At 52.5% G+C, this 19,890-nt stretch carries 19 protein-coding genes, 2 tRNA genes and 2 other RNA genes (1 of these 23 only partly in view); all 23 read right to left on the bottom strand.

Annotated elements, in window-relative coordinates:
• Window positions 1-2: non-coding RNA, RtT sRNA (locus EDC54_RS02140), on the bottom strand; it reaches 80 nt to the left of the window's first position.
• A gap of 4 nt (window positions 3-6) precedes the next feature.
• Window positions 7-134, bottom strand: a non-coding RNA gene (locus EDC54_RS02135) — RtT sRNA.
• 44 nt (window positions 135-178) lie between these two features.
• Window positions 179-254: transfer RNA gene (locus EDC54_RS02130), tRNA-Lys, on the bottom strand.
• A 102-nt stretch (window positions 255-356) separates the two neighbouring features.
• Window positions 357-432, bottom strand: a tRNA-Lys gene (locus EDC54_RS02125).
• A 175-nt stretch (window positions 433-607) separates the two neighbouring features.
• Complete coding sequence (cpoB, locus tag EDC54_RS02120) at window positions 608-1,381, bottom strand: cell division protein CpoB (protein ID WP_132452767.1); 774 nt, start codon at window positions 1,379-1,381, stop codon at window positions 608-610.
• A 9-nt stretch (window positions 1,382-1,390) separates the two neighbouring features.
• Complete coding sequence (pal, locus tag EDC54_RS02115; RefSeq protein WP_132452765.1) at window positions 1,391-1,903, bottom strand: peptidoglycan-associated lipoprotein Pal; 513 nt, start codon at window positions 1,901-1,903, stop codon at window positions 1,391-1,393.
• Window positions 1,904-1,944: 41 nt separating this feature from the next.
• A complete protein-coding gene (tolB, locus tag EDC54_RS02110; protein ID WP_132452763.1) occupies window positions 1,945-3,237 on the bottom strand; it encodes a Tol-Pal system beta propeller repeat protein TolB in 1,293 nt (430 codons plus the stop codon).
• Window positions 3,238-3,375: 138 nt separating this feature from the next.
• On the bottom strand, window positions 3,376-4,509 hold the full coding sequence (tolA, locus tag EDC54_RS02105) for a cell envelope integrity protein TolA (protein ID WP_132452761.1): 1,134 nt from the start codon (window positions 4,507-4,509) through the stop codon (window positions 3,376-3,378).
• A gap of 64 nt (window positions 4,510-4,573) precedes the next feature.
• A complete protein-coding gene (tolR, locus tag EDC54_RS02100; RefSeq protein WP_132452759.1) occupies window positions 4,574-4,999 on the bottom strand; it encodes a colicin uptake protein TolR in 426 nt (141 codons plus the stop codon).
• 12 nt (window positions 5,000-5,011) lie between these two features.
• Entirely contained in the window at window positions 5,012-5,698 is a 687-nt protein-coding gene (gene tolQ / locus EDC54_RS02095; protein ID WP_132452757.1) for a Tol-Pal system protein TolQ, read from the bottom strand.
• Window positions 5,695-6,099: a tol-pal system-associated acyl-CoA thioesterase gene (gene ybgC, locus EDC54_RS02090; protein WP_132452755.1), complete on the bottom strand. Its 405-nt coding sequence runs from the start codon at window positions 6,097-6,099 to the stop codon at window positions 5,695-5,697. The genes tolQ and ybgC overlap by 4 nt, the downstream gene beginning before the upstream one ends.
• 133 nt (window positions 6,100-6,232) lie before the next feature.
• Window positions 6,233-6,526 (bottom strand): cyd operon protein YbgE, encoded by a 294-nt coding sequence (ybgE, locus tag EDC54_RS02085; RefSeq protein WP_132452753.1) that lies wholly within the window; start codon window positions 6,524-6,526, stop codon window positions 6,233-6,235.
• On the bottom strand, window positions 6,523-6,639 hold the full coding sequence (gene cydX, locus EDC54_RS02080; RefSeq protein ID WP_132452751.1) for a cytochrome bd-I oxidase subunit CydX: 117 nt from the start codon (window positions 6,637-6,639) through the stop codon (window positions 6,523-6,525). The genes ybgE and cydX overlap by 4 nt, the downstream gene beginning before the upstream one ends.
• Before the next feature lie 16 nt (window positions 6,640-6,655).
• Window positions 6,656-7,795, bottom strand: coding sequence for a cytochrome d ubiquinol oxidase subunit II (gene cydB, locus EDC54_RS02075; protein WP_132452749.1), 1,140 nt, complete (start codon window positions 7,793-7,795; stop codon window positions 6,656-6,658).
• Window positions 7,796-7,808: 13 nt separating this feature from the next.
• Window positions 7,809-9,377, bottom strand: coding sequence for a cytochrome ubiquinol oxidase subunit I (cydA, locus tag EDC54_RS02070; RefSeq protein ID WP_132452747.1), 1,569 nt, complete (start codon window positions 9,375-9,377; stop codon window positions 7,809-7,811).
• Window positions 9,378-10,107: 730 nt separating this feature from the next.
• Window positions 10,108-10,980 (bottom strand): succinate--CoA ligase subunit alpha, encoded by an 873-nt coding sequence (gene sucD / locus EDC54_RS02065; RefSeq protein WP_132452745.1) that lies wholly within the window; start codon window positions 10,978-10,980, stop codon window positions 10,108-10,110.
• A complete protein-coding gene (sucC, locus tag EDC54_RS02060) occupies window positions 10,980-12,146 on the bottom strand; it encodes an ADP-forming succinate--CoA ligase subunit beta (RefSeq protein WP_132452743.1) in 1,167 nt (388 codons plus the stop codon). The genes sucD and sucC overlap by 1 nt, the downstream gene beginning before the upstream one ends.
• A 209-nt stretch (window positions 12,147-12,355) precedes the next feature.
• The gene (gene odhB, locus EDC54_RS02055; protein ID WP_132452741.1) at window positions 12,356-13,579 is read right to left on the bottom strand and encodes a 2-oxoglutarate dehydrogenase complex dihydrolipoyllysine-residue succinyltransferase; all 1,224 of its coding nucleotides are present in this window, start codon (window positions 13,577-13,579) and stop codon (window positions 12,356-12,358) included.
• Between the two features lie 15 nt (window positions 13,580-13,594).
• A complete protein-coding gene (sucA, locus tag EDC54_RS02050) occupies window positions 13,595-16,402 on the bottom strand; it encodes a 2-oxoglutarate dehydrogenase E1 component (protein WP_132452739.1) in 2,808 nt (935 codons plus the stop codon).
• Between the two features lie 250 nt (window positions 16,403-16,652).
• Entirely contained in the window at window positions 16,653-17,369 is a 717-nt protein-coding gene (locus EDC54_RS02045; protein ID WP_132452737.1) for a succinate dehydrogenase iron-sulfur subunit, read from the bottom strand.
• Window positions 17,370-17,385: 16 nt separating this feature from the next.
• Window positions 17,386-19,152, bottom strand: coding sequence for a succinate dehydrogenase flavoprotein subunit (gene sdhA, locus EDC54_RS02040; RefSeq protein ID WP_132452735.1), 1,767 nt, complete (start codon window positions 19,150-19,152; stop codon window positions 17,386-17,388).
• A complete protein-coding gene (gene sdhD / locus EDC54_RS02035; protein WP_132452734.1) occupies window positions 19,152-19,499 on the bottom strand; it encodes a succinate dehydrogenase membrane anchor subunit in 348 nt (115 codons plus the stop codon). Before sdhD ends, sdhA begins: the two co-directional genes overlap by 1 nt.
• Window positions 19,493-19,882, bottom strand: coding sequence for a succinate dehydrogenase cytochrome b556 subunit (sdhC, locus tag EDC54_RS02030; protein WP_132453618.1), 390 nt, complete (start codon window positions 19,880-19,882; stop codon window positions 19,493-19,495). Before sdhC ends, sdhD begins: the two co-directional genes overlap by 7 nt.
• Between the last annotated feature and the right edge of the window lie 8 nt (window positions 19,883-19,890).

The raw sequence follows: 19,890 nt of genomic DNA, 5'->3' as shown, positions 1-19,890 counted from the left end.
CGGGAATGGTGGGTCGTGCAGGATAACTCGGCCTTTGGCCTCGCCCCTTCGGGGTCAACGCTGCCGCGTTGCTGTCTCGCTTCGCTCGGCTCGAACCTGAACGCAGGTTCTCACCTACACGACACATGCAATATGCTGTATCAGGTGAATTTAAGTTAAATGTGGAATCATGCGGGAATGGTGGGTCGTGCAGGATTCGAACCTGCGACCAATTGATTAAAAGTCAACTGCTCTACCAACTGAGCTAACGACCCGCAATAAGGAACAACCAGATACTCAACTTGACATTGGCGGGCCGTCTCGAACCTTATCGGTTCTCCTCTTTCACGCTTCAAATCAGTTATCAATTCTGAAATTGGTGGGTCGTGCAGGATTCGAACCTGCGACCAATTGATTAAAAGTCAACTGCTCTACCAACTGAGCTAACGACCCAATTTCATGCTGCTTTGGCATTTCGCTGTTTGCCTTGGCAACGGCGGCATATATTACTAATTTAAATTTTCAGCGCAACCTATTTTCTAAAAAAACCATTCGATTGCTTACTCTTAAGACATTCAGGCACAAAAATCATGCATCATGCGCAATTTTTGTGCCAATGAAGACGAGATCACAGTGCAGATAAACGTTTTTGTGCCTGCTTAGCACTTTCCGTATTGGGGTACATTTTCACGACCTGCTGGTAAACGGCCTTGGCCTTATCAGCCTGACCTTTTTCCTGCATGATAACCCCAACCTTCAGCAGCGCTTCGGCACTTTTGGGCGACTTAGGGTAATTCTTGACCACATTGGCGAAATAGTACGCGGCATCGTCTTTTTTCCCTTTATTGTAATTCAACTGCCCAAGCCAGTAGTTGGCATTAGGTTGATACGTTGAATCCGGGTACTTTTTGACGAACGCCTGAAATGCGCCAATCGCCTGATCATACTGTTTTTTCTCCAGTACCAGAGCGACGGCGGCATTGTAATCACTGTTCACATCACCCGTACTGGCCGGTGTCGCCGTATTGGCGGCACCGGTATTCGTTCCTGCCGCGGCGGGGTTGCCGTCTGTCGTCGATGCAGCAGAAGATGACGAAGTTAATCCATCGATCTGTTGATAGATCTGCTTCTGACGTTCAATAACCTGATTGAGCTGATACTGACTTTCCTGAATCTGCCCGCGGAGGCTATCAATGTCACGCTGATTATCAGAGAGTTGCTGTTGAAGTTGAGTTAAAAGCTGGCTGTGAGCGTTAGAGATACGCTCCAATTGAGTGACGCGGTCTTCGACCGAGCCAGAGCCGACATTACTGATTGGCGCTTGGGCAGTAGCGGCCCAAGGGGCCGCTACGCCAACCAGTAACGACAGACCCAACAGGTGACGTCTGAAGTTACTGCTCATGCGATTCTCTTAATAGACCAGAACGGCACGACGGTTTTTGGCATAGGCCGCTTCGTCATGACCCAGAACGGCAGGTTTTTCTTTACCGTAAGAAACGATAGAAATCTGATCGGAAGACACGCCTTTGCCTTGCAGGTACATTTGTACCGCGTTAGCACGACGCTCGCCCAATGCGATGTTGTATTCCGGCGTACCGCGTTCATCCGCATGACCTTCGATAGTCACCTTGTAAGACGGGTTGCTACGCAGGAATGCAGCGTGTGCATCCAACATCTGAGCAAATTCAGAGCTCACATCGTATTTATCCAGACCGAAGTAAACGATGTTATTGCGTTGTAACTCCTGCATCTGCAAGCGAGCTTGTTCAGACGAAGACATGTTGCTGCCGTCCATCATGCCGTTATTACCACCAGCACCCATGGAAGATTGGTCATTGTCCGCGTTCTTGTTGGAGCTACATGCGGCCACTGCCAGTACCGGCAGAGCCAACATCAGGCCTTTCAGCACTTTGTTAAATTGCATTTCTTTATGTCCTTTGACAAGTTTATTGTACATGTTTGTACTTATAGATACGGCGACCAGGCAGGGAACTTGACCTGTCCATCAGTAGCCGGAAGACGCGCTTTGAAACGTCCATCGGTCGAAACCAGCTGTAGCACGGATCCCAGCCCCTGTTTGGAACTGTAGATCACCATTGTGCCATTCGGTGCGATACTTGGCGTTTCGTCCAGGAACGTGTCCGTTAATACTTGTACGGCCCCCGTTACCAGATCCAGTTTGGAAATATGTTGAGCCCCACCGTTGGAGCTAACCGTAACCAAAAATTTCCCGTCGGCACTCACATCGGAATCCTGATTCTGAGAACCTTCCCAGGTCAGACGCTGCGGTGCGCCGCCGTTGACATTGACTTTATAAACCTGAGGCCGACCCGCCTGATCTGAAGTATAGGCCAAGGTCTGACTGTCCGGGAACCAGGTCGGTTCTGTGTTATTGCTACGACCGTCAGTCACCTGACTGATCTGGCCCGAGCCCAGGTTCATCACATACAGGTTCAGACTGCCGCTTTTGGACAGCGCAAACGCCAGTTTGCTGCCATCAGGAGAGAAAGAAGGCGCACCGTTATGACGTGGGAAGGAAGCAACCTGGCGGATCGCGCCATTTGCCAGCGTCTGGATCACCAACGCGGAACGGCCGCTTTCAAAGGTCACATAGGCGAGTTTGCTGCCGTCCGGGGACCAGGCTGGCGACATCAGCGGCTGCGGTGAACGATGAACAACAAACTGGTTGTAACCATCATAATCCGCGACACGCAGTTCATAAGGGAACTGTCCGCCGTTAGTTTGCACAACATAAGCGATACGAGTACGGAACGCTCCTTTAATGCCGCTCAGCTTTTCAAACACTTCATCGCTGGCGGTATGCGCCGCATAGCGTAGCCACTGTTTGGTCACCTTAAACTGATTCTGCACCAAGACATTCCCAGGGTTGCCGGAGGTATCAACAAGCTGGTAAGAAACCAGATAGCTGCCATCGGCACTCGGCTGAACCTGCCCCACGACAACCGCGTCAATGCCCAGCGCAGTCCACGCCGCAGGCGTCACTTCAGATGCAGTAGTAGGCTGTTGCGGCATCCGACTCGCGTCGATCGGATTGAATTTACCGCTGTTGCGTAAATCCGCGCCGACGATACCGCCAATATCTTCCGGCGCGGCCCCCGGCCCCGCCCACTTGAACGGGACGACGCCGATCGGGCGCGCCGAGTCGACGCCTTGGGTAATCTCTATGCGTACTTCCGCGTGCAGCGCCGCTGCCCACAGCATTAAAAAACTTAATGCAACTTTCAGTACCTGCTTCATCTCATCTCCCTTATCCAGACGCGAAGTCTGCGATAAATTAGCAGAATTTTAACAAAAACAAACCAATGTCAACAAAACAACATAACCTGGTTTATTTACCATCGTAATAATCTTAAATCTATTGGGTAAACAGCCCGGTCACTGCGGTTTAAAATCTATCGGCGCATTTTTGAAAGCCTCATAAACATCTGCGCTTGGTGGCTTCGGTATTCTGGCCTGTTTCGCCGCTGCGATAGCCGCCTGACAAAGCGCCGGATCGCCGCCTTCAGCAGTCACATTAATTAGTAAGCCATCTGGAGCAAGTTTAATTCGTAATGTACAAGTGCGCCCTTTATAGAGCTGCCAGTCATAAAATTTATTCTGGATCGCGGCGCGCACCTGGCTACCATAACTGTCAAGAGCCGCGCCAGATGCGCCGCTCTTCTTATTATTACCGGTTCCCGCCGGCGCGCCACCGCCAGATTTTGGCGCATTTTTCGATGACGCCAATCCGCCCAGCAAATCATCGACGGTACTTTCCTGTTTGGCTGCTTCCGCCGCCGCTTTCTTCTTTTCATCAGCGGCTTTCTTGGCAGCCGCGGCAGCCTCCGCTTTTTTCGCGGCCTCCGCCGCAGCTTTTTGTTTTGCCTGCTCAGCCGCTTTTGCCGCTTCCGCTTTAGCCGCGTCTTCTGCTTTCTTCTTCGCTGCTTCAGCGGCTTTAGCTTTTGCTTCTTCTTCCGCCTGCTTCTTCGCCGCAGCAGCAGCCTGTTTCTTCGCTTCTTCTTCCGCTTTCTTACGGGCATCCGCCGCCGCTTTTGCCTGCTGTTCAGCCTCTGCTTTGGCTTTCGCCGCCGCGGCTTCGGCTTGTTTTTGCTGCTCTTTTGCCTGCTGAGCGGCCGCTTCCGCCTGTTTACGCTGCTCAGCCTGCTCCTGAGCCTGTTTTTTTGCCTCTTCCTGCGCTTGCAGACGCTCTTTTTCCAGCTCTTTCAGACGCTGCTGCTCAGCAGCCTGCTTTTGCTGCAACTCTTCAGCCTGCTGCTCAGCCTGCTTTTTACGCAGCTGTTCCGCGCGCTTAGCCTCTGTCTGCTGCTGTTGTTGACGATTGTATTGCTCCACCACGGCGCTCGGATCAACCATGACAGCATCAATTGATGAGCCGCCACCGCCCCCGCTGACATCCATCGTTTGCGTGAACGAACTCCAGAGCAGCAAAGCAATCAGTATGATGTGCAAAACAGCCGAGATGATAACGGCACGTTTCAGCTTATCGTTTTGTTCGGTTGCCTTTAGCACAAGCGATTCCCAAAAACAGTGTTGCCAGAAATAGGCTTAACGTTCACTAACGTGATGCGCTCATTCAAATCGGTTGCGTCATCAAACCAACGGATTTCACGCCAGCCTGATGCAACAAATTCAATGCCTTAATGATCTCATCATAGGGAACATCCTTCGCCCCCCCAATCAAAAAGACCGTCTTGGGGTTGGCCGACAGCCGTGATTGCGCTTCAGCAACCACCTGCTCAGCCGGAAGTTGTTCCATACGGTTTTGCTCAATAACCAGGCTATACTGCCCCACGCCGGATACTTCGACGATCACCGGTGGGTTATCGTTGCTGGAAACCGTTTTTGAGTCCGTCGCATCCGGCAGATCCACTTCAACGCTTTGGGTAATGATCGGCGCTGTTGCCATAAAAATCAGCAACAGGACCAGCAGCACGTCCAACAGCGGAACGATATTGATCTCGGATTTCAGCTCACGACGGCCTCTGCGTATTCGTGCCATGATCCCCCCTGATTACTTGCTGTTGTCGCTGGAGAATGCCTGACGATGCAGGATCGCGATAAACTCTTCCATGAAATTGTCGTAGTTCTGCTCGAGCTTGTTGACGCGCAGGTTAAGACGGTTGTACGCCATTACCGCCGGGATCGCCGCAAAGAGGCCGATGGCGGTGGCAATCAAGGCTTCGGCAATACCTGGTGCGACCATCTGCAACGTGGCCTGCTTCACCGCACCCAGCGCGATGAAAGCGTGCATGATCCCCCAAACGGTACCAAACAGGCCGATATACGGGCTGATAGAACCCACCGTGCCCAAAAAGGGAATGTGCGTTTCCAGCGTTTCTAATTCACGGTTCATAGAAATGCGCATCGCACGGGATGCGCCTTCCACTACCGCTTCCGGCGCATGGTTGTTAGCACGGTGCAGCCGTGCAAATTCTTTGAAACCTGAATGAAAAATTTGCTCAGTCCCCGTCAAGCTATCGCGGCGCGCCTGACTTTCCTGATACAAACGTGACAATTCTATACCTGACCAGAATTTGTCCTCGAACGCTTCCGCCTCACGCGTCGCCGTATTCAAAATGCGGGTGCGTTGGATGATAATCGCCCAGGAAGCGACAGAAAAACAGATTAAAATCAGCATGATTAGTTTGACCAGAAGGCTCGCCTTCAGGAACAAATCAAGAATGTTCATGTCAGTCACTGCTTAAACTCCGCGACAATAGACTTAGGAAGCGCGATTGGCTTCATTTGATGTGGATCGATACAGGCGATCAAAACTTCAGCATGGCTCAAGAGCGTGCCATGGGCATTGAGAATGCGCTGAGAAAACGTTAAAGAAGCACCGCGTAGTGAAATAATCTCGCTTTGCACTTCCAACATATCGTCAAGACGCGCAGGCGCAAGATACTCGACCGTCATCCGGCGAACAGCAAAGGCGACATGCTCACTCAGCAAGGCGTGTTGATGAAAATTGCGCTCACGCAGCGCTTCCGTTCTTGCCCTTTCATAAAAGGCAATATAGCGCGCGTGGTAGACAACGCCACCTGCATCAGTGTCTTCAAAGTAGACTCGAACTGGCCAGCGAAACAATGAATTACTCACTCTACATTCCGGTAATGCGTTAAACGTAGTTACTATACGCAAGAGAAATGAGGTTTGGAATGGATTGTGACAATGGAAATAAAATAATTATGGGTTGCTAGCAACCCATAACTAAATGGAATAGACGGCTATGTTAGCCGAAGAAATAGTACAATCCTGCGCACAGGATCACAAAGGCGGGAAGCGGGGCGAAAAACGCACGCCAATGCAGGCGTTGTTGACGAAAACCGACACCATGAACAACGCCGGCGCAAACAGCCCAAATCAACAGCATCCCCTGCCAGATGGCGAGTTCACTGGTACGCGCCGCAAAGCGCGCCGGATCCCAGAACACACAGCCTGCCAGCAGTAACGCCATGATAAGGGAAAGAGCCCTTATCGGGCTCTTGTCCATCAGGCAATAGAGTTTATCGACCAGATCGCTCATCGCTTATCGTCTTTCGCCGCGTTGCTTGCTTCACTCTGCTCCAGCGCCAGGGCCGTGATAATCCCCAGTGAACAAGCAAGAAGCGTTCCGAGTATCCAGGCAAAATACCACATAAATTAAGCTCCTTACTTAGTACATTGAGTGGGTGTTTTGCTCAATATGTTCTTTAGTAATGCGACCGAACATCTTGTAGTAACACCATGCGGTATAGGCAAGCACAATTGGGACGAAAACAATCGCGACTACCGTCATCACTTTCAACGTCAACAGGCTTGAGGTGGCATCCCACATCGTCAGGCTGGCGTTAGGCGCCGTCACTGAAGGCATGATGAACGGGAACATGGCAACGCCTGCCGTCAGAATCACACAGGCAATCGTCAACGAGGAGAACAGGAACGCCCATGCGCCTTTTTCCGCGCGTGCCATCAGGATGGTCAGAATCGGCAGTACCACGCCCAACAGCGGAATCGCCCACAATACCGGATGATTATTGAAGTTGATCAGCCAGGCGCCCGCCTGATGCGCAACTTCTTTGTGCAGCGGATTAGATTCAGCAGCGGTGTTGATCGCCGAGGTCACCACATAGCCATCTATTCCGTAAATCACCCATACGCCAGCCAGAGCAAACGTGACCATCATCACCAGTGCGGCAAGCTGCGCTGCGGATTTGGCGCGCACGTGTAAATCACCCGTGGTCCGCATCATCAGGTAAGTCGCCCCCTGAGTCAGGATCATCGTCAGGCTGACTACGCCTGCCAACAAACCAAACGGGTTCAGCAACTGGAAGAAGTTCCCAGTATAGTACAGACGCAGATATTCATCGACGTGGAACGGTACCCCCTGCAACAGGTTACCGAACGCGACGCCAATCACGACCGGTGGAACAAAGCTACCGATGAAGATGCCCCAGTCCCACATGCCACGCCAGCGCGGATCTTCGATTTTTGAACGATAATCGAAGCCGACAGGACGAAAGAACAGTGATGCCAGCACCAGAATCATCGCAACGTAAAACCCGGAAAACGCAGCGGCATAAACCATCGGCCAGGCAGCAAACAACGCGCCGCCGGCAGTGATTAACCATACCTGATTGCCATCCCAGTGAGGCGCGATGCTGTTAATCATGACTCGACGTTCAGTATCGCCACGCCCCATCAGACGCACCAGAATGCCCACGCCCATGTCAAAACCATCGGTGATGGCGAAACCAATCAGCAGAATGCCGATCAACAGCCACCAGATAAAACGCAAGACTTCATATTCAAACATAGTGGACTCCTGTTTACCGTGCTTCCTGAGCAGCCGCTATAGGTTGTTCAAAATGGTAGCGCCCCGTTCTCAGGCTGCTTGGCCCCAGACGCGCGTATTTGAACATCAGATACATTTCTGCAACCAGGAATAGCGTATACAGACCACAGATCAGCGCCATTGAGAACAGGATATCCCCTGCTGTCAGTGATGACGTGGCGACCGCCGTCGGCAGAATCTCACCAATGGCCCAGGGTTGACGGCCATATTCGGCCACAAACCAACCGGCTTCAACCGCAATCCACGGCAGCGGAATACCGTACAACGCGGCACGGTGTAGCCATTTTTTCTGACCAATTTTGCCACGCAGCACTGTCCAGAAAGACAAACCGATAATCAACAGCATTAATACGCCACAGGCAACCATGATACGGAAAGAGAAGTACAGCGGTGCGACACGTGGAATAGAGTCTTTAGTTGCCTGCTGAATTTGCGCTTCCGTCGCATCAGACACTTTTGCCGTATAGCGTTTCAGCAGCATACCGTAACCCAGATCCTGCTTAGACTGGTTGAACGCTTCTTTTACAGCCGGGTCAGTATTGCCCGCACGCAGCTCTTCCAGCAGCTGATACGCTTTCATCCCGTTGCGGATACGGACTTCGTGCATATCCATCAGCTCTCTCAGACCGGTAACCTGCTTATCCGTTGAGCGGGTTGCAATTAAGCCCAAAACATAAGGGATCTTGATGGCGTAGTTATTTTCCATCGTATCCTGGTTAGGAATGCCGATCAGCGTAAACGATGCCGGAGCAGGCTGAGTTTCCCATTCGGCCTCAATCGCTGCCAGTTTGGTTTTCTGCACGTCGCCCATTTCATAACCGGATTCATCACCCAGCACGATAACAGACAGAACAGAAGCCAGACCGAAGCTTGCCGCGATAGCGAATGAACGCTTGGCAAACGCAATGTCGCGGCCTTTCAGCAGATAGTAAGAACTGATACCCAGAATGAACATCGCGCCCGTACAGTAACCTGCGGCCACCGTGTGAACGAATTTCACCTGAGCAACCGGGTTCAGCACCAGATCGGCGAAGCTCACCATTTCCATACGCATGGTTTCAAAATTGAAATCCGATGCGATGGGGTTTTGCATCCAGCCATTCGCGACCAAAATCCACAGCGCAGAGAAGTTGGACCCCAGAGCAACCAGCCAGGTAACAGCCATGTGTTGCACTTTACCCAAACGATCCCAGCCGAAGAAGAACAACCCAACAAAGGTCGATTCGAGGAAGAATGCCATCAGGCCTTCAATCGCCAGCGGTGCGCCGAAAATATCCCCGACATAGTGAGAAAAATACGACCAGTTTGTGCCGAATTGAAACTCCATGGTCAATCCGGTAGCGACCCCGAGAGCGAAATTAATTGCGAATAATTTGCCCCAGAACTTGGTCATATCTTTATAGATTTGTTTGCCGGACAGCACATATACCGTTTCCATAATCGCCAGCAAAAACGCCATCCCCAGCGTTAATGGTACGAATAGAAAATGGTACATTGCAGTTAAGGCAAACTGTAAACGTGACAGTTCGACTACATCAAACATTTTAACTCCTTGCTCCTCGCAGGAAGGGGTTAGCTTGCAAACACTGACAAGCCGCCAAACATCCGCCCATGAACACCCAAAAAGAACACAACAAGAATGGCTTTAACACGGGTTGTCACAAACGCTAAAAATATTCCCATCGTTAAAGCAACCACAACACGACGCCTCAACAGCAAGTCAAAGATAAACCTCAAGTATTACAAACGGCATACCTCCATAGAAGAGGTAACCGTATATTACGCCTGTAATCCCCTACAATAAATAGGTTTTTACGTGACGTGGATTAGGTTTTTGGTCTCAAATCAACTTTCTTATGAAATAGCATAAAGGCCGCTGATTGACCTGGCGCAATTTAATCCCATTTCACGAAATATATCTATAGGTACTTTTTGATCTAAAACAATTTAATACGCTTATGGTAATTAAAGCGTTGAGTTAATTTCTCCATTGTGTTTATTGTTAATAATATGTGATTTTTGAGTTTAACTGGAATTAATTTGGCAATATGTTATTTACTTTATAAATCCATTATTCACATGCACCAGACGGCATTTTTATTATGCTTTTTTCTGCGGTACACCTCTTATTTTATTACATATCATTACATGCATTTTGGCTCGGCAGTGGTCATCATCAATCGCCGTGCGTACCTTATCAAATTGGATTTCATCATTTTTTCGCATAAAAAAAGCCACCCGAAGGTGGCCTGAGTCGTTATCTCAACTATCGATTAACGCGCTAATACCGCTTTCACTGTATCACCGATATCCGCCAGACTGCGCACGGTTTTAACCCCGGCGGCTTCCAGCGCCGCGAATTTATCGTCTGCGGTGCCCTTACCACCCGCGATGATCGCACCAGCATGGCCCATACGCTTGCCTTTCGGCGCCGTCACTCCCGCGATATATCCCACAACCGGTTTAGTTACGTGGTCTTTAATGTACGCCGCGGCTTCTTCTTCCGCTGTACCGCCGATTTCACCGATCATCACGATGGCTTCCGTTTGCGGATCCTGTTCAAACAGCTTCAGAATATCGATGAAGTTAGAGCCAGGAATCGGGTCGCCGCCGATGCCAACACAACTGGACTGGCCAAGCCCGGCATCGGTCGTTTGCTTCACCGCTTCATACGTCAACGTACCGGAACGAGAAACAATCCCCACCTTGCCCGGCAGGTGGATATGGCCCGGCATAATACCGATCTTACATTCGCCCGGCGTAATGACACCCGGACAGTTCGGGCCAATCATCCGCACGCCGCTCTGCTCCAGCTTGACTTTCACCGTCAGCATATCCAGCGTCGGGATGCCTTCGGTAATACAGATGATCAGTTCGATTCCCGCATCAATCGCTTCCAGAATAGAATCTTTACAAAACGGCGCAGGAACGTAGATGACGGATGCCGTCGCGCCCGTTGCTTCCACCGCTTCACGCACCGTATTAAACACCGGCAAGCCCAGATGTTCCGTGCCACCTTTGCACGGCGTCACACCGCCAACCATTTGCGTACCGTATGCAAGCGCTTGCTCAGAGTGGAATGTCCCCTGACTACCGGTAAAACCCTGACAGATAACTTTGGTATTTTTATTAATCAGAATGGACATTATTTACCCTCCACTGCTGCAACAACTTGCTGCGCGGCGCCCGTCAGACTCGTCGCGGCAATAATATTCAAGCCGCTATCCGCCAGTTTCTTGGCACCCAGCTCCGCGTTATTCCCTTCCAGACGCACCACCACCGGCACATTAACGCCCACTTCCGCTACCGCGCCGATAATGCCATCCGCAATCAGATCGCAACGGACAATCCCGCCAAAGATGTTAACAAACACGGCCTTCACTTTGTCATCAGACAGGATGATTTTGAACGCTTCGGTCACGCGTTCTTTCGTGGCGCCGCCACCCACATCAAGGAAGTTCGCAGGCGAACCGCCATGCAGTTTCACGATATCCATGGTGCCCATCGCCAGACCGGCGCCGTTCACCATACAGCCAATGTTGCCATCCAGCGCCACATAGTTCAGTTCCCACTGCGCCGCATGAGCTTCACGGGCATCTTCCTGACTAGGGTCACGCATTTCGCGCAGCTCAGGCTGACGGAATAGCGCATTGCCGTCCGCTCCGAGTTTTCCGTCCAGACACACCAAATCGCCCTGCTTAGTGATCACCAGCGGGTTGATTTCCACGAGCGCCAGATCGCGCTCCAGAAACAGGGTCGCCAGTCCCATGAAAATCTTGGTGAACTGCGCGACTTGCTTACCGCTCAGTCCCAGCTTAAAGGCCAGCTCGCGCCCCTGATAAGGCTGCGGCCCCGTCAGCGGGTCGATAGCGGCTTTATGGATCAGTTCCGGCGTTTCTTCCGCCACCTTTTCAATTTCTACACCGCCTTCCGTGGATGCCATGAACACCACGCGACGGGTACCGCGGTCAACCACCGCCCCCAGATAAAGCTCTTTGTCGATATCCGTAGCAGCCTCGACCAGAATTTGGTGTACCGGCTGGCCTTGCGCATCCGTTTGATAAGTGACAAGCTTTTTACCCAGCCAGTTTTCAGCAAAAGCGCGGATATCTTCTTTATTGCTGACCACTTTAACGCCGCCGGCTTTACCACGGCCACCGGCATGCACCTGACATTTGACGACCCACGGACCCGCACCAATCTTGGAAGCGGCTTCTTCCGCTTCACGCGGTGTGGTACAGGCATAGCCGGTCGGCGCCGGTAAACCATATCGAGCAAAGAGTTGTTTTGCCTGATACTCGTGTAAATTCATGATGTTCTATCCATTTAGGTTTTGAGATTAGTCAGCAGACAATGTTTTATGGCTGAATCATTCAGCACAAACACTCCGTTAACACTCTGATATTTGGATAATGCCGCTGGAAAGCGGCCTGCATAGCATATTGTGTTGTGTCGCGTCTCGTCGCTGGCGGCTGGCGGCTGGCATCAAGGCTCGCCGCCAGAACAAGGTTAACTGTCGTCCTAAACGTCTAACAGCAGACGCGTCGGATCTTCCAGCATCTCTTTCACCGTCACCAGGAAGCCAACGGATTCACGACCGTCGATCAAACGGTGATCGTAAGACAGCGCCAGATACATCATCGGCAGGATAACCACCTGACCATTCACCGCCATCGGGCGATCTTTAATGGCGTGCATCCCCAGAATCGCACTCTGCGGCGGGTTGATGATCGGCGTAGACATCAGTGAACCGAAGACGCCGCCATTGGTAATCGTGAAGTTACCACCCATCAGCTCTTCAACCGTCAACTTGCCGTCGCGGCCTTTCACCGCCAGCTCTTTGATGCGCTTTTCGATGTCCGCCATACCCAGCGCATCGACATCGCGCAGCACCGGCGTAACCAGACCGCGCGGCGTCGATACCGCAATGCTGACATCGAAATAGTTGTGGTAAACCACGTCCTCGCCATCAATGGAGGCGTTGACTTCAGGATAACGCTTCAACGCTTCCACCACGGCTTTGATGTAAAAAGACATAAAGCCCAGACGCACGCCATGACGCTTCTCAAACGCTTCTCCATACTGCTTGCGCAGATCCATGATCGGCTGCATGTTGATTTCATTGAAGGTTGTCAGCATGGCAGTGCTGTTTTTCGCTTCCAGCAGACGCTCGGCAACACGTTTGCGCAGGCGCGTCATAGGAACGCGTTTTTCACTGCGCCCACCCAACGTCGGAGCCGGAGAGGCCGCCGCTTCAGGCTTCGCGGCGGTAGCGGAATCCTTCGTCTGCGCAGCCAGATGTTTCTCCACGTCTTCACGGGTAATACGCCCGCCAACGCCGCTGCCTTTGATGGCCGAGGCATCCAGATCGTGTTCAGCAATCAGGCGACGGATAGCCGGACTCAGTGCTTCATTATTTTCTTCTTCCAGCCCTGCCGTATGGCGCTGCGCCGGGGTCGATTCTTTGCTCTGCGATTTTTCGCTGGTTGCTTTTCCGGAGCTGTCGCCACGGCGAATGCGGCCCAATAACTGGCGAGACGTTACCGTCGCGCCCTCGTCTTCCAGCACGGCATCCAACACGCCCGCTTCAGAGGCTGGCACTTCCAACACGACTTTATCAGTTTCAATTTCAACCAATACCTCGTCACGCTCGACGCTGTCGCCCGGCTTTTTATGCCAGGTCGCAACAGTGGCATCGGCGACCGATTCAGGCAGGTCAGGTACAAGAATATCTACGCTACTCATTATCTATCCTTTTATTTAATCAACGTTCAGCGCGTCATCAACCAGATCTTGCTGCTGCTTCTGGTGTACGGACATATAGCCAACGGCGGGTGAGGCAGACGCCGGGCGTCCTGCGTAACGTAAAGAAGCCCCAAATGGAATCACTTCACGGAAATGGTGCTGACTGCAATACCAGGCTCCCTGATTCAGCGGTTCTTCCTGACACCACACGAAATCATGAACATGAGCAAAAGGCTCCAGAGCAGTCTGAACAGCCTGATGTGGGAACGGATAAAGCTGTTCGATACGTACAATCGCCACATCTTTTTGTTCGTTCTTACGGCGCTGCTCCAGTAAATCATAGTAGACCTTACCGGAGCAAAGCACGACGCGCTTCACAGCGGTCGGATCCAGCGCTTCCACCTCACCGATCGCCGGCTGGAAGGCGCCATTCGCCAGTTCATCCAGAGAAGAGATCGCCAACGGATGGCGCAGCAATGATTTCGGCGACATCACCACCAGCGGACGACGCATACCGCGCAGCGCCTGACGGCGGAGCATGTGGTACACCTGCGCCGGCGTTGACGGAATGCAGACCTGCATGTTCTGCTCTGCGCACAATTGCAGATAGCGCTCCAGTCTGGCGGAGGAGTGTTCCGGCCCCTGCCCTTCATAGCCGTGCGGCAGCAGCATCACCAGGCCGCACATCCGGCCCCACTTTTGCTCACCCGAACTGATGAACTGATCGATGACGACCTGAGCGCCGTTGGCAAAGTCACCAAACTGCGCTTCCCAAATGGTCAGCGTTTTCGGTTCAGCCGTCGCATAACCATATTCAAAGGCCAATACCGCTTCTTCGGACAAAACGGAGTCCCAGACATTAAATTCGCCCTGTCCGTTATGCACGTGGCTCAACGGCGTATAGCTGGATCCATTTTTCTGGTTGTGCACCACCGCATGGCGATGGAAGAAGGTACCGCGCCCACTGTCTTCGCCGGACAGGCGAATCGGGATCCCTTCATCGACCAGCGTCGCATAGGCCAACGTTTCGGCGGCCCCCCAGTCGAACGGTTTGTTGCCGTTCGCCATCTCAGCGCGGTCGGCATACACTTTGGCAACGCGAGGATGAATCTCGATGCCTTCCGGAACTTCGCTGATACGCTTCGCCAGTTCCTGTAAGCGTTTCATCTCCGTCGCGTGCGGATAGGGATCGTCCCACTCATGGTTCAGATAAGGCGTCCAGGTAAAGGATTGCATATCCATCTGACGCCACTCTTCCACTACGCATTCACCGGCATCCAGCGCATCGCGATACAGATTGACCATCTCCGTGGCATCTTCCAGCTTGATGGCGTTTTCCTGCTCCAGACGATCGGCATAAACCTTACGCGGCGTCGGATGCTTTTTAATTTTCTGGTACATCATCGGCTGCGTGGCGCTGGGCTCGTCCGCTTCGTTATGGCCATGACGGCGATAGCAAATCAGATCGATGAACACATCGCGTTTGAATGCGTTACGGAAATCCAGCGCCAGACGCGTCACGAAGGCCACCGCTTCCGGGTCGTCCGCGTTAACGTGGAAAATCGGCGCCTGCACCATTTTGCCAATATCGGTACAGTATTCGGTTGAGCGGATATCCAGCGGGTTCGACGTCGTAAAACCGATACGGTTATTGATCACGATACGCAGCGTGCCGCCGACTTCGTAACCGCGCACGGTCGACATGTTCAACAGTTCCTGCACCACGCCCTGACCGCTAATCGCCGCGTCGCCGTGAATCGTGATGGGCAGGACACGCGGTCCGCTTTGGCTATTTAAGCGATCGAGACGCGCGCGCACAGATCCCGTGACCACCGGGCTGACAATTTCCAGATGAGAAGGGTTGAATGCCAGCGCCAGATGCACCAGACCGCCCTCGGTATCGAAATCGGAAGAGAAGCCCTGATGGTACTTCACATCCCCCGTGCCAAGGTGCTCCTTATGCTTGCCGGCGAATTCATCGAACAGATCCTGGGGTTTCTTACCCAAAACGTTAACCAGAACGTTGAGACGACCACGGTGCGCCATCCCTAACACCACTTCACGAGTGCCATTCGCCCCCGCATGGCGTATCAACTCTTTCAGCATCGGCACTAATGCGTCGCCGCCCTCCAACGAGAAACGCTTGGCGCCGGGATACTTGGCCCCCAGATAACGCTCCAGCCCTTCCGCGGCGGTCAACTCTTTCAGGAAACGGCGCTTTTCTTCCGCCGTAAACGACGGCTGCCCCATGACTGATTCAATACGCTGCTGGATCCAACGCTTCTCTTCCGTGCTGGTGATGTGCATGTATTCCGCACCGATAGCGCCGCAATAGGTGCGCTTCAGTGCCTCATACAAATCTTTCAGCTTCATGGTGTCTTTGCCAATGGCAAAAGACCCCACGTTGAAGGATTCTTCTAAGTCATTCTGCGTCAGATTATGGTAATCCAGATCCAGTTCTGCGACGGGTTCCTGAGGGCGCAGGAAGATCGGATCTAGGTTAGCCTGTTGATGCCCGCGAAAGCGGAACGCATTGATCAACTGCAAGACCTTGACCTGCTTGGCATCAATATCGGGATCGGTGACAGATGAAGTAAAACGTGAGGCATCTTTCGCCAAGCGACGGAAATATTCACGCGTTTTGGAATGGAGTTGATCCGGTTTGACCCCACTCGTCGGCAATTGCTGGAAAATTGAGCGCCAGCTGTGTTCGATCGAGTCTGGATCGGTTAAAAAATCTTCATAGAGTTGCTCTATGTAGGACTGGTTCGCGCCCGCCAGATAGGAGGAATCCAGCCAGGCCTTCATTGCGCCGTTCTGCATTATGATCCCTTAAGCTAATAAGCTTCAGTTTTCGCCGTGGTTAACATGTCATTCATGCCCGTAATCGGTTGTCATACAAACGGTTCACTTGTCGTATTCAGTACGAGCAGGGGATCCATTCCCTCTAAGGAACCTTTAAAAACCGGTTCTGGCGCGTAAGCCGGTTTTTAAAGGTTTCCTGTGCTCCCCCTGAAGAATAGCAACTTCAGAGGGAGATACCTGTTTTACTACTTACTTATGCAATCACGCGTTACGCGCTGCGATGTAACAACATCGATTTAATATGACCAATCGCTTTGGTCGGGTTCAGTCCTTTCGGGCAGACGTTGACGCAGTTCATGATACCGTGGCAGCGGAAAACACTGAACGCATCGTCCAGATTGTCCAATCTGGGCTTGGTTTCCGTATCGCGGCTATCGATCAGGAAACGGTACGCGGCCAGCAGCCCTGCCGGACCGACAAACTTGTCCGGATTCCACCAGAATGACGGGCAAGACGTCGAGCAACAGGCACACATGATACATTCATACAACCCATCCAGCTTGGCACGTTGTTCAGGCGATTGCAGATGCTCACGCGCCGGAGGATTCTTCCCATTATTCAACAGGTAAGGTTTTATTTTCTCATATTGGGCATAGAACTGTCCCATGTCCACTACCAAATCGCGTACAACCGGCAATCCCGGTAGAGGACGGACAACAATTTTTTTGCTTCCGCGGCGTAACGCTGAAATGGGCGTGATACAAGCCAGTCCGTTTTTACCGTTCATGTTGACGCCGTCAGAGCCGCAGACCCCTTCACGACAGGAACGACGGAAGGAAAGCGTCGGATCCTGCTCTTTGAGCAGCATCAACGCATCCAACAGCATCATATCGCGGCCTTCATCGGCTTCCAGCTGATAGTCCTGCATCCGCGGGGCGTCATCAACATCCGGGTTATAACGATAAATAGAAAATTCGAGTTTCATCGTCTGATCTCCGCAATTAATAAGTACGTACTTTCGGCGGGAACGCCGGACGCAGTTTAGGCTGCATGTTCACCTCGCGGCGCGTCATGCTGTCGGTTTGCGGCAGATACAACGAATGGCACAGCCAATTCTCATCGTCACGCTCCGGGTAGTCGAAGCGACTATGCGCGCCACGGCTTTCGGTACGGAAGTTGGCAGACACCGCCGTCGCATAGGCGGTCTCCATCAGGTTATCCAGCTCCAGACATTCGATGCGTTGCGTGTTGAATTCGCTTGACGTGTCATCCAGACGCGCATTTTTCAGGCGTTCGCGGATCGTTTTCAGCTCTTCAAGCCCCTTCGCCATTGCATCCCCTTCACGGAAGACCGAGAAGTTGTTCTGCATACAGGATTGCAGCGCCTTGCGGATTTCGACCGGATCTTCCCCAGAACGGGTGTTGTTCCAACGGTTCAGGCGATCGAGCGAAGCCTCAATATCGGAGTCGCTGGCATCACGGCTTGTCCCCTGCTCTTCCAGAGATTCTTGCAGGTGAATGCCCGCCGAACGACCAAACACCACCAGATCGAGCAGCGAGTTACCGCCAAGACGGTTTGCGCCATGTACCGATACGCAGGCAATTTCGCCCACGGCAAACAGGCCGGGGATCACGACATCTTCGCCTTTCTCATTGACCGTCAACGCCTGACCGCTCACTTTGGTCGGAATACCGCCCATCATGTAGTGGCAGGTGGGGATGACCGGGATCGGCTCTTTTACCGGATCGACGTGAGCAAAGGTACGGGACAGCTCAAGAATTCCCGGCAGACGAGATTCCAGAACGTCTTTACCCAGATGGTCGAGCTTCAGTTTGGCGTGTGGCCCCCACGGGCCATCACAGCCGCGGCCTTCGCGAATTTCGATCATGATGGAACGGGCAACGACGTCACGGCCCGCCAGATCTTTCGCGTTCGGCGCATAGCGTTCCATGAAACGCTCGCCGTGCTTGTTCAGCAGATAACCGCCTTCACCGCGGCAGCCTTCGGTCACCAGAACCCCTGCGCCGGCAATCCCCGTCGGGTGGAACTGCCACATTTCCATATCCTGTAGCGGCACGCCGGCACGCAATGCCATGCCGACACCGTCACCGGTATTAATGTGCGCATTGGTCGTTGACTGGTAGATACGGCCCGCGCCGCCGGTCGCCAACACGGTCGCTTTCGCTTTGAAATAAACCACTTCGCCGGTTTCGATACAAATTGCCGTACAGCCGACCACGGCGCCGTCCTGATTCTTCACCAGATCGAGGGCGTACCACTCGGAGAAGATCGTGGTGTGATTTTTCAGGTTTTGCTGATACAGCGTGTGAAGCAGCGCGTGGCCGGTACGGTCAGCCGCAGCTGCGGTGCGCGCGGCCTGCTCGCCGCCAAAGTTCTTGGACTGACCGCCAAACGGGCGCTGATAAATACGGCCATCGTCCAGACGGGAGAACGGTAATCCCATGTGCTCCAGTTCCAGAATCGCTTCCGGCCCGGTTTTACACATATACTCAATGGCGTCCTGATCGCCAATGTAGTCCGACCCTTTGACGGTGTCATACATGTGCCATTCCCAGTTATCCTCATGGGTGTTTCCCAGCGCAACGGTAATTCCCCCCTGCGCGGACACGGTATGAGAACGGGTTGGAAAAACTTTCGATAACAGGGCGCAGGACAGGCCCATTTGGGAGATTTGCAGCGCGGCACGCATACCTGCGCCACCCGCGCCAACAACAACGGCATCAAACTCTCTGACTGGCAAATTCATTACGCACCCCACACCACAATAGTTCCATAAATGACGTACACCAACAGCGCAACCACAATCGCCAACTGCAAAATCAGGCGTAAGGCCAGCGGTTTGATGTAGTCGGTCAGCACTTGCCACATCCCTATCCAGGCATGAACTAGAATGGAAAATAACGTCAGCAGTGTGAAGACTTTCGTGAGGGCCATGGCAAAGAAGCCACGCCAGATTTCATAAGTGATGTCGCCTGCCATAGCGATAAAGGCGACGATATAAATAACATACAGTACGATGACGATGGCGGAAGCGCGAATAAGCAACCAATCGTGTACGCCATTGCGTCCTAACGCAGAAGCATTGCTTACCATACGAGGACTCCAGCCAGAATTGAAAGCACGACAGTGATAATAAAGGAGAGATTTGCAGAACGCTTACCTGTAGCCAGGTCTTCTTCTATATAGCCAAAATCCATCAGAAGGTGACGAATCCCCCCCACAATGTGATAGGCCAACGCCACGAGAATGCCCCAAACGATAAATTTGACGATGAAGCTGTCCATTATTTCTGCGGCGCGCAGGAAGCCTTCCTCTGAAGAAAGAGAGGTGCCTAACAACCACAGTAAAATACCGACAGCAACAAAGGTGATAACGCCAGAGACGCGGTGAAGAATAGAGGCTATCGCAGTAACGGGAAACTGAATCGTCTGCAATTCCAGATTGACAGGTCTTTGTTTTTTCACGGATTTGCCCACACAGCTTT

The sequence above is a fragment of the Samsonia erythrinae genome, assembly GCF_004342665.1.
In the GTDB taxonomy this organism is placed as follows: Bacteria; Pseudomonadota; Gammaproteobacteria; order Enterobacterales; family Enterobacteriaceae; genus Samsonia; species Samsonia erythrinae.
Note: the sequence above shows the minus strand (reverse complement) of the source record. Positions and strands in the feature narration are given on the sequence as shown.

Coding starts and splice junctions, on each gene's coding strand:
- cpoB (WP_132452767.1), bottom strand. CDS start 1,381: ATGAGCAGTAACTTCAGACGTCACCTGTTGGGTCTGTCGTTACTGGTT.
- pal (WP_132452765.1), bottom strand. CDS start 1,903: ATGCAATTTAACAAAGTGCTGAAAGGCCTGATGTTGGCTCTGCCGGTA.
- tolB (WP_132452763.1), bottom strand. CDS start 3,237: ATGAAGCAGGTACTGAAAGTTGCATTAAGTTTTTTAATGCTGTGGGCA.
- tolR (WP_132452759.1), bottom strand. CDS start 4,999: ATGGCACGAATACGCAGAGGCCGTCGTGAGCTGAAATCCGAGATCAAT.
- ybgE (WP_132452753.1), bottom strand. CDS start 6,526: ATGAGCGATCTGGTCGATAAACTCTATTGCCTGATGGACAAGAGCCCG.
- cydX (WP_132452751.1), bottom strand. CDS start 6,639: ATGTGGTATTTTGCCTGGATACTCGGAACGCTTCTTGCTTGTTCACTG.
- cydB (WP_132452749.1), bottom strand. CDS start 7,795: ATGTTTGAATATGAAGTCTTGCGTTTTATCTGGTGGCTGTTGATCGGC.
- cydA (WP_132452747.1), bottom strand. CDS start 9,377: ATGTTTGATGTAGTCGAACTGTCACGTTTACAGTTTGCCTTAACTGCA.
- sucD (WP_132452745.1), bottom strand. CDS start 10,980: ATGTCCATTCTGATTAATAAAAATACCAAAGTTATCTGTCAGGGTTTT.
- sucC (WP_132452743.1), bottom strand. CDS start 12,146: ATGAATTTACACGAGTATCAGGCAAAACAACTCTTTGCTCGATATGGT.
- odhB (WP_132452741.1), bottom strand. CDS start 13,579: ATGAGTAGCGTAGATATTCTTGTACCTGACCTGCCTGAATCGGTCGCC.
- sucA (WP_132452739.1), bottom strand. CDS start 16,402: ATGCAGAACGGCGCAATGAAGGCCTGGCTGGATTCCTCCTATCTGGCG.
- EDC54_RS02045 (WP_132452737.1), bottom strand. CDS start 17,369: ATGAAACTCGAATTTTCTATTTATCGTTATAACCCGGATGTTGATGAC.
- sdhA (WP_132452735.1), bottom strand. CDS start 19,152: ATGAATTTGCCAGTCAGAGAGTTTGATGCCGTTGTTGTTGGCGCGGGT.
- sdhD (WP_132452734.1), bottom strand. CDS start 19,499: ATGGTAAGCAATGCTTCTGCGTTAGGACGCAATGGCGTACACGATTGG.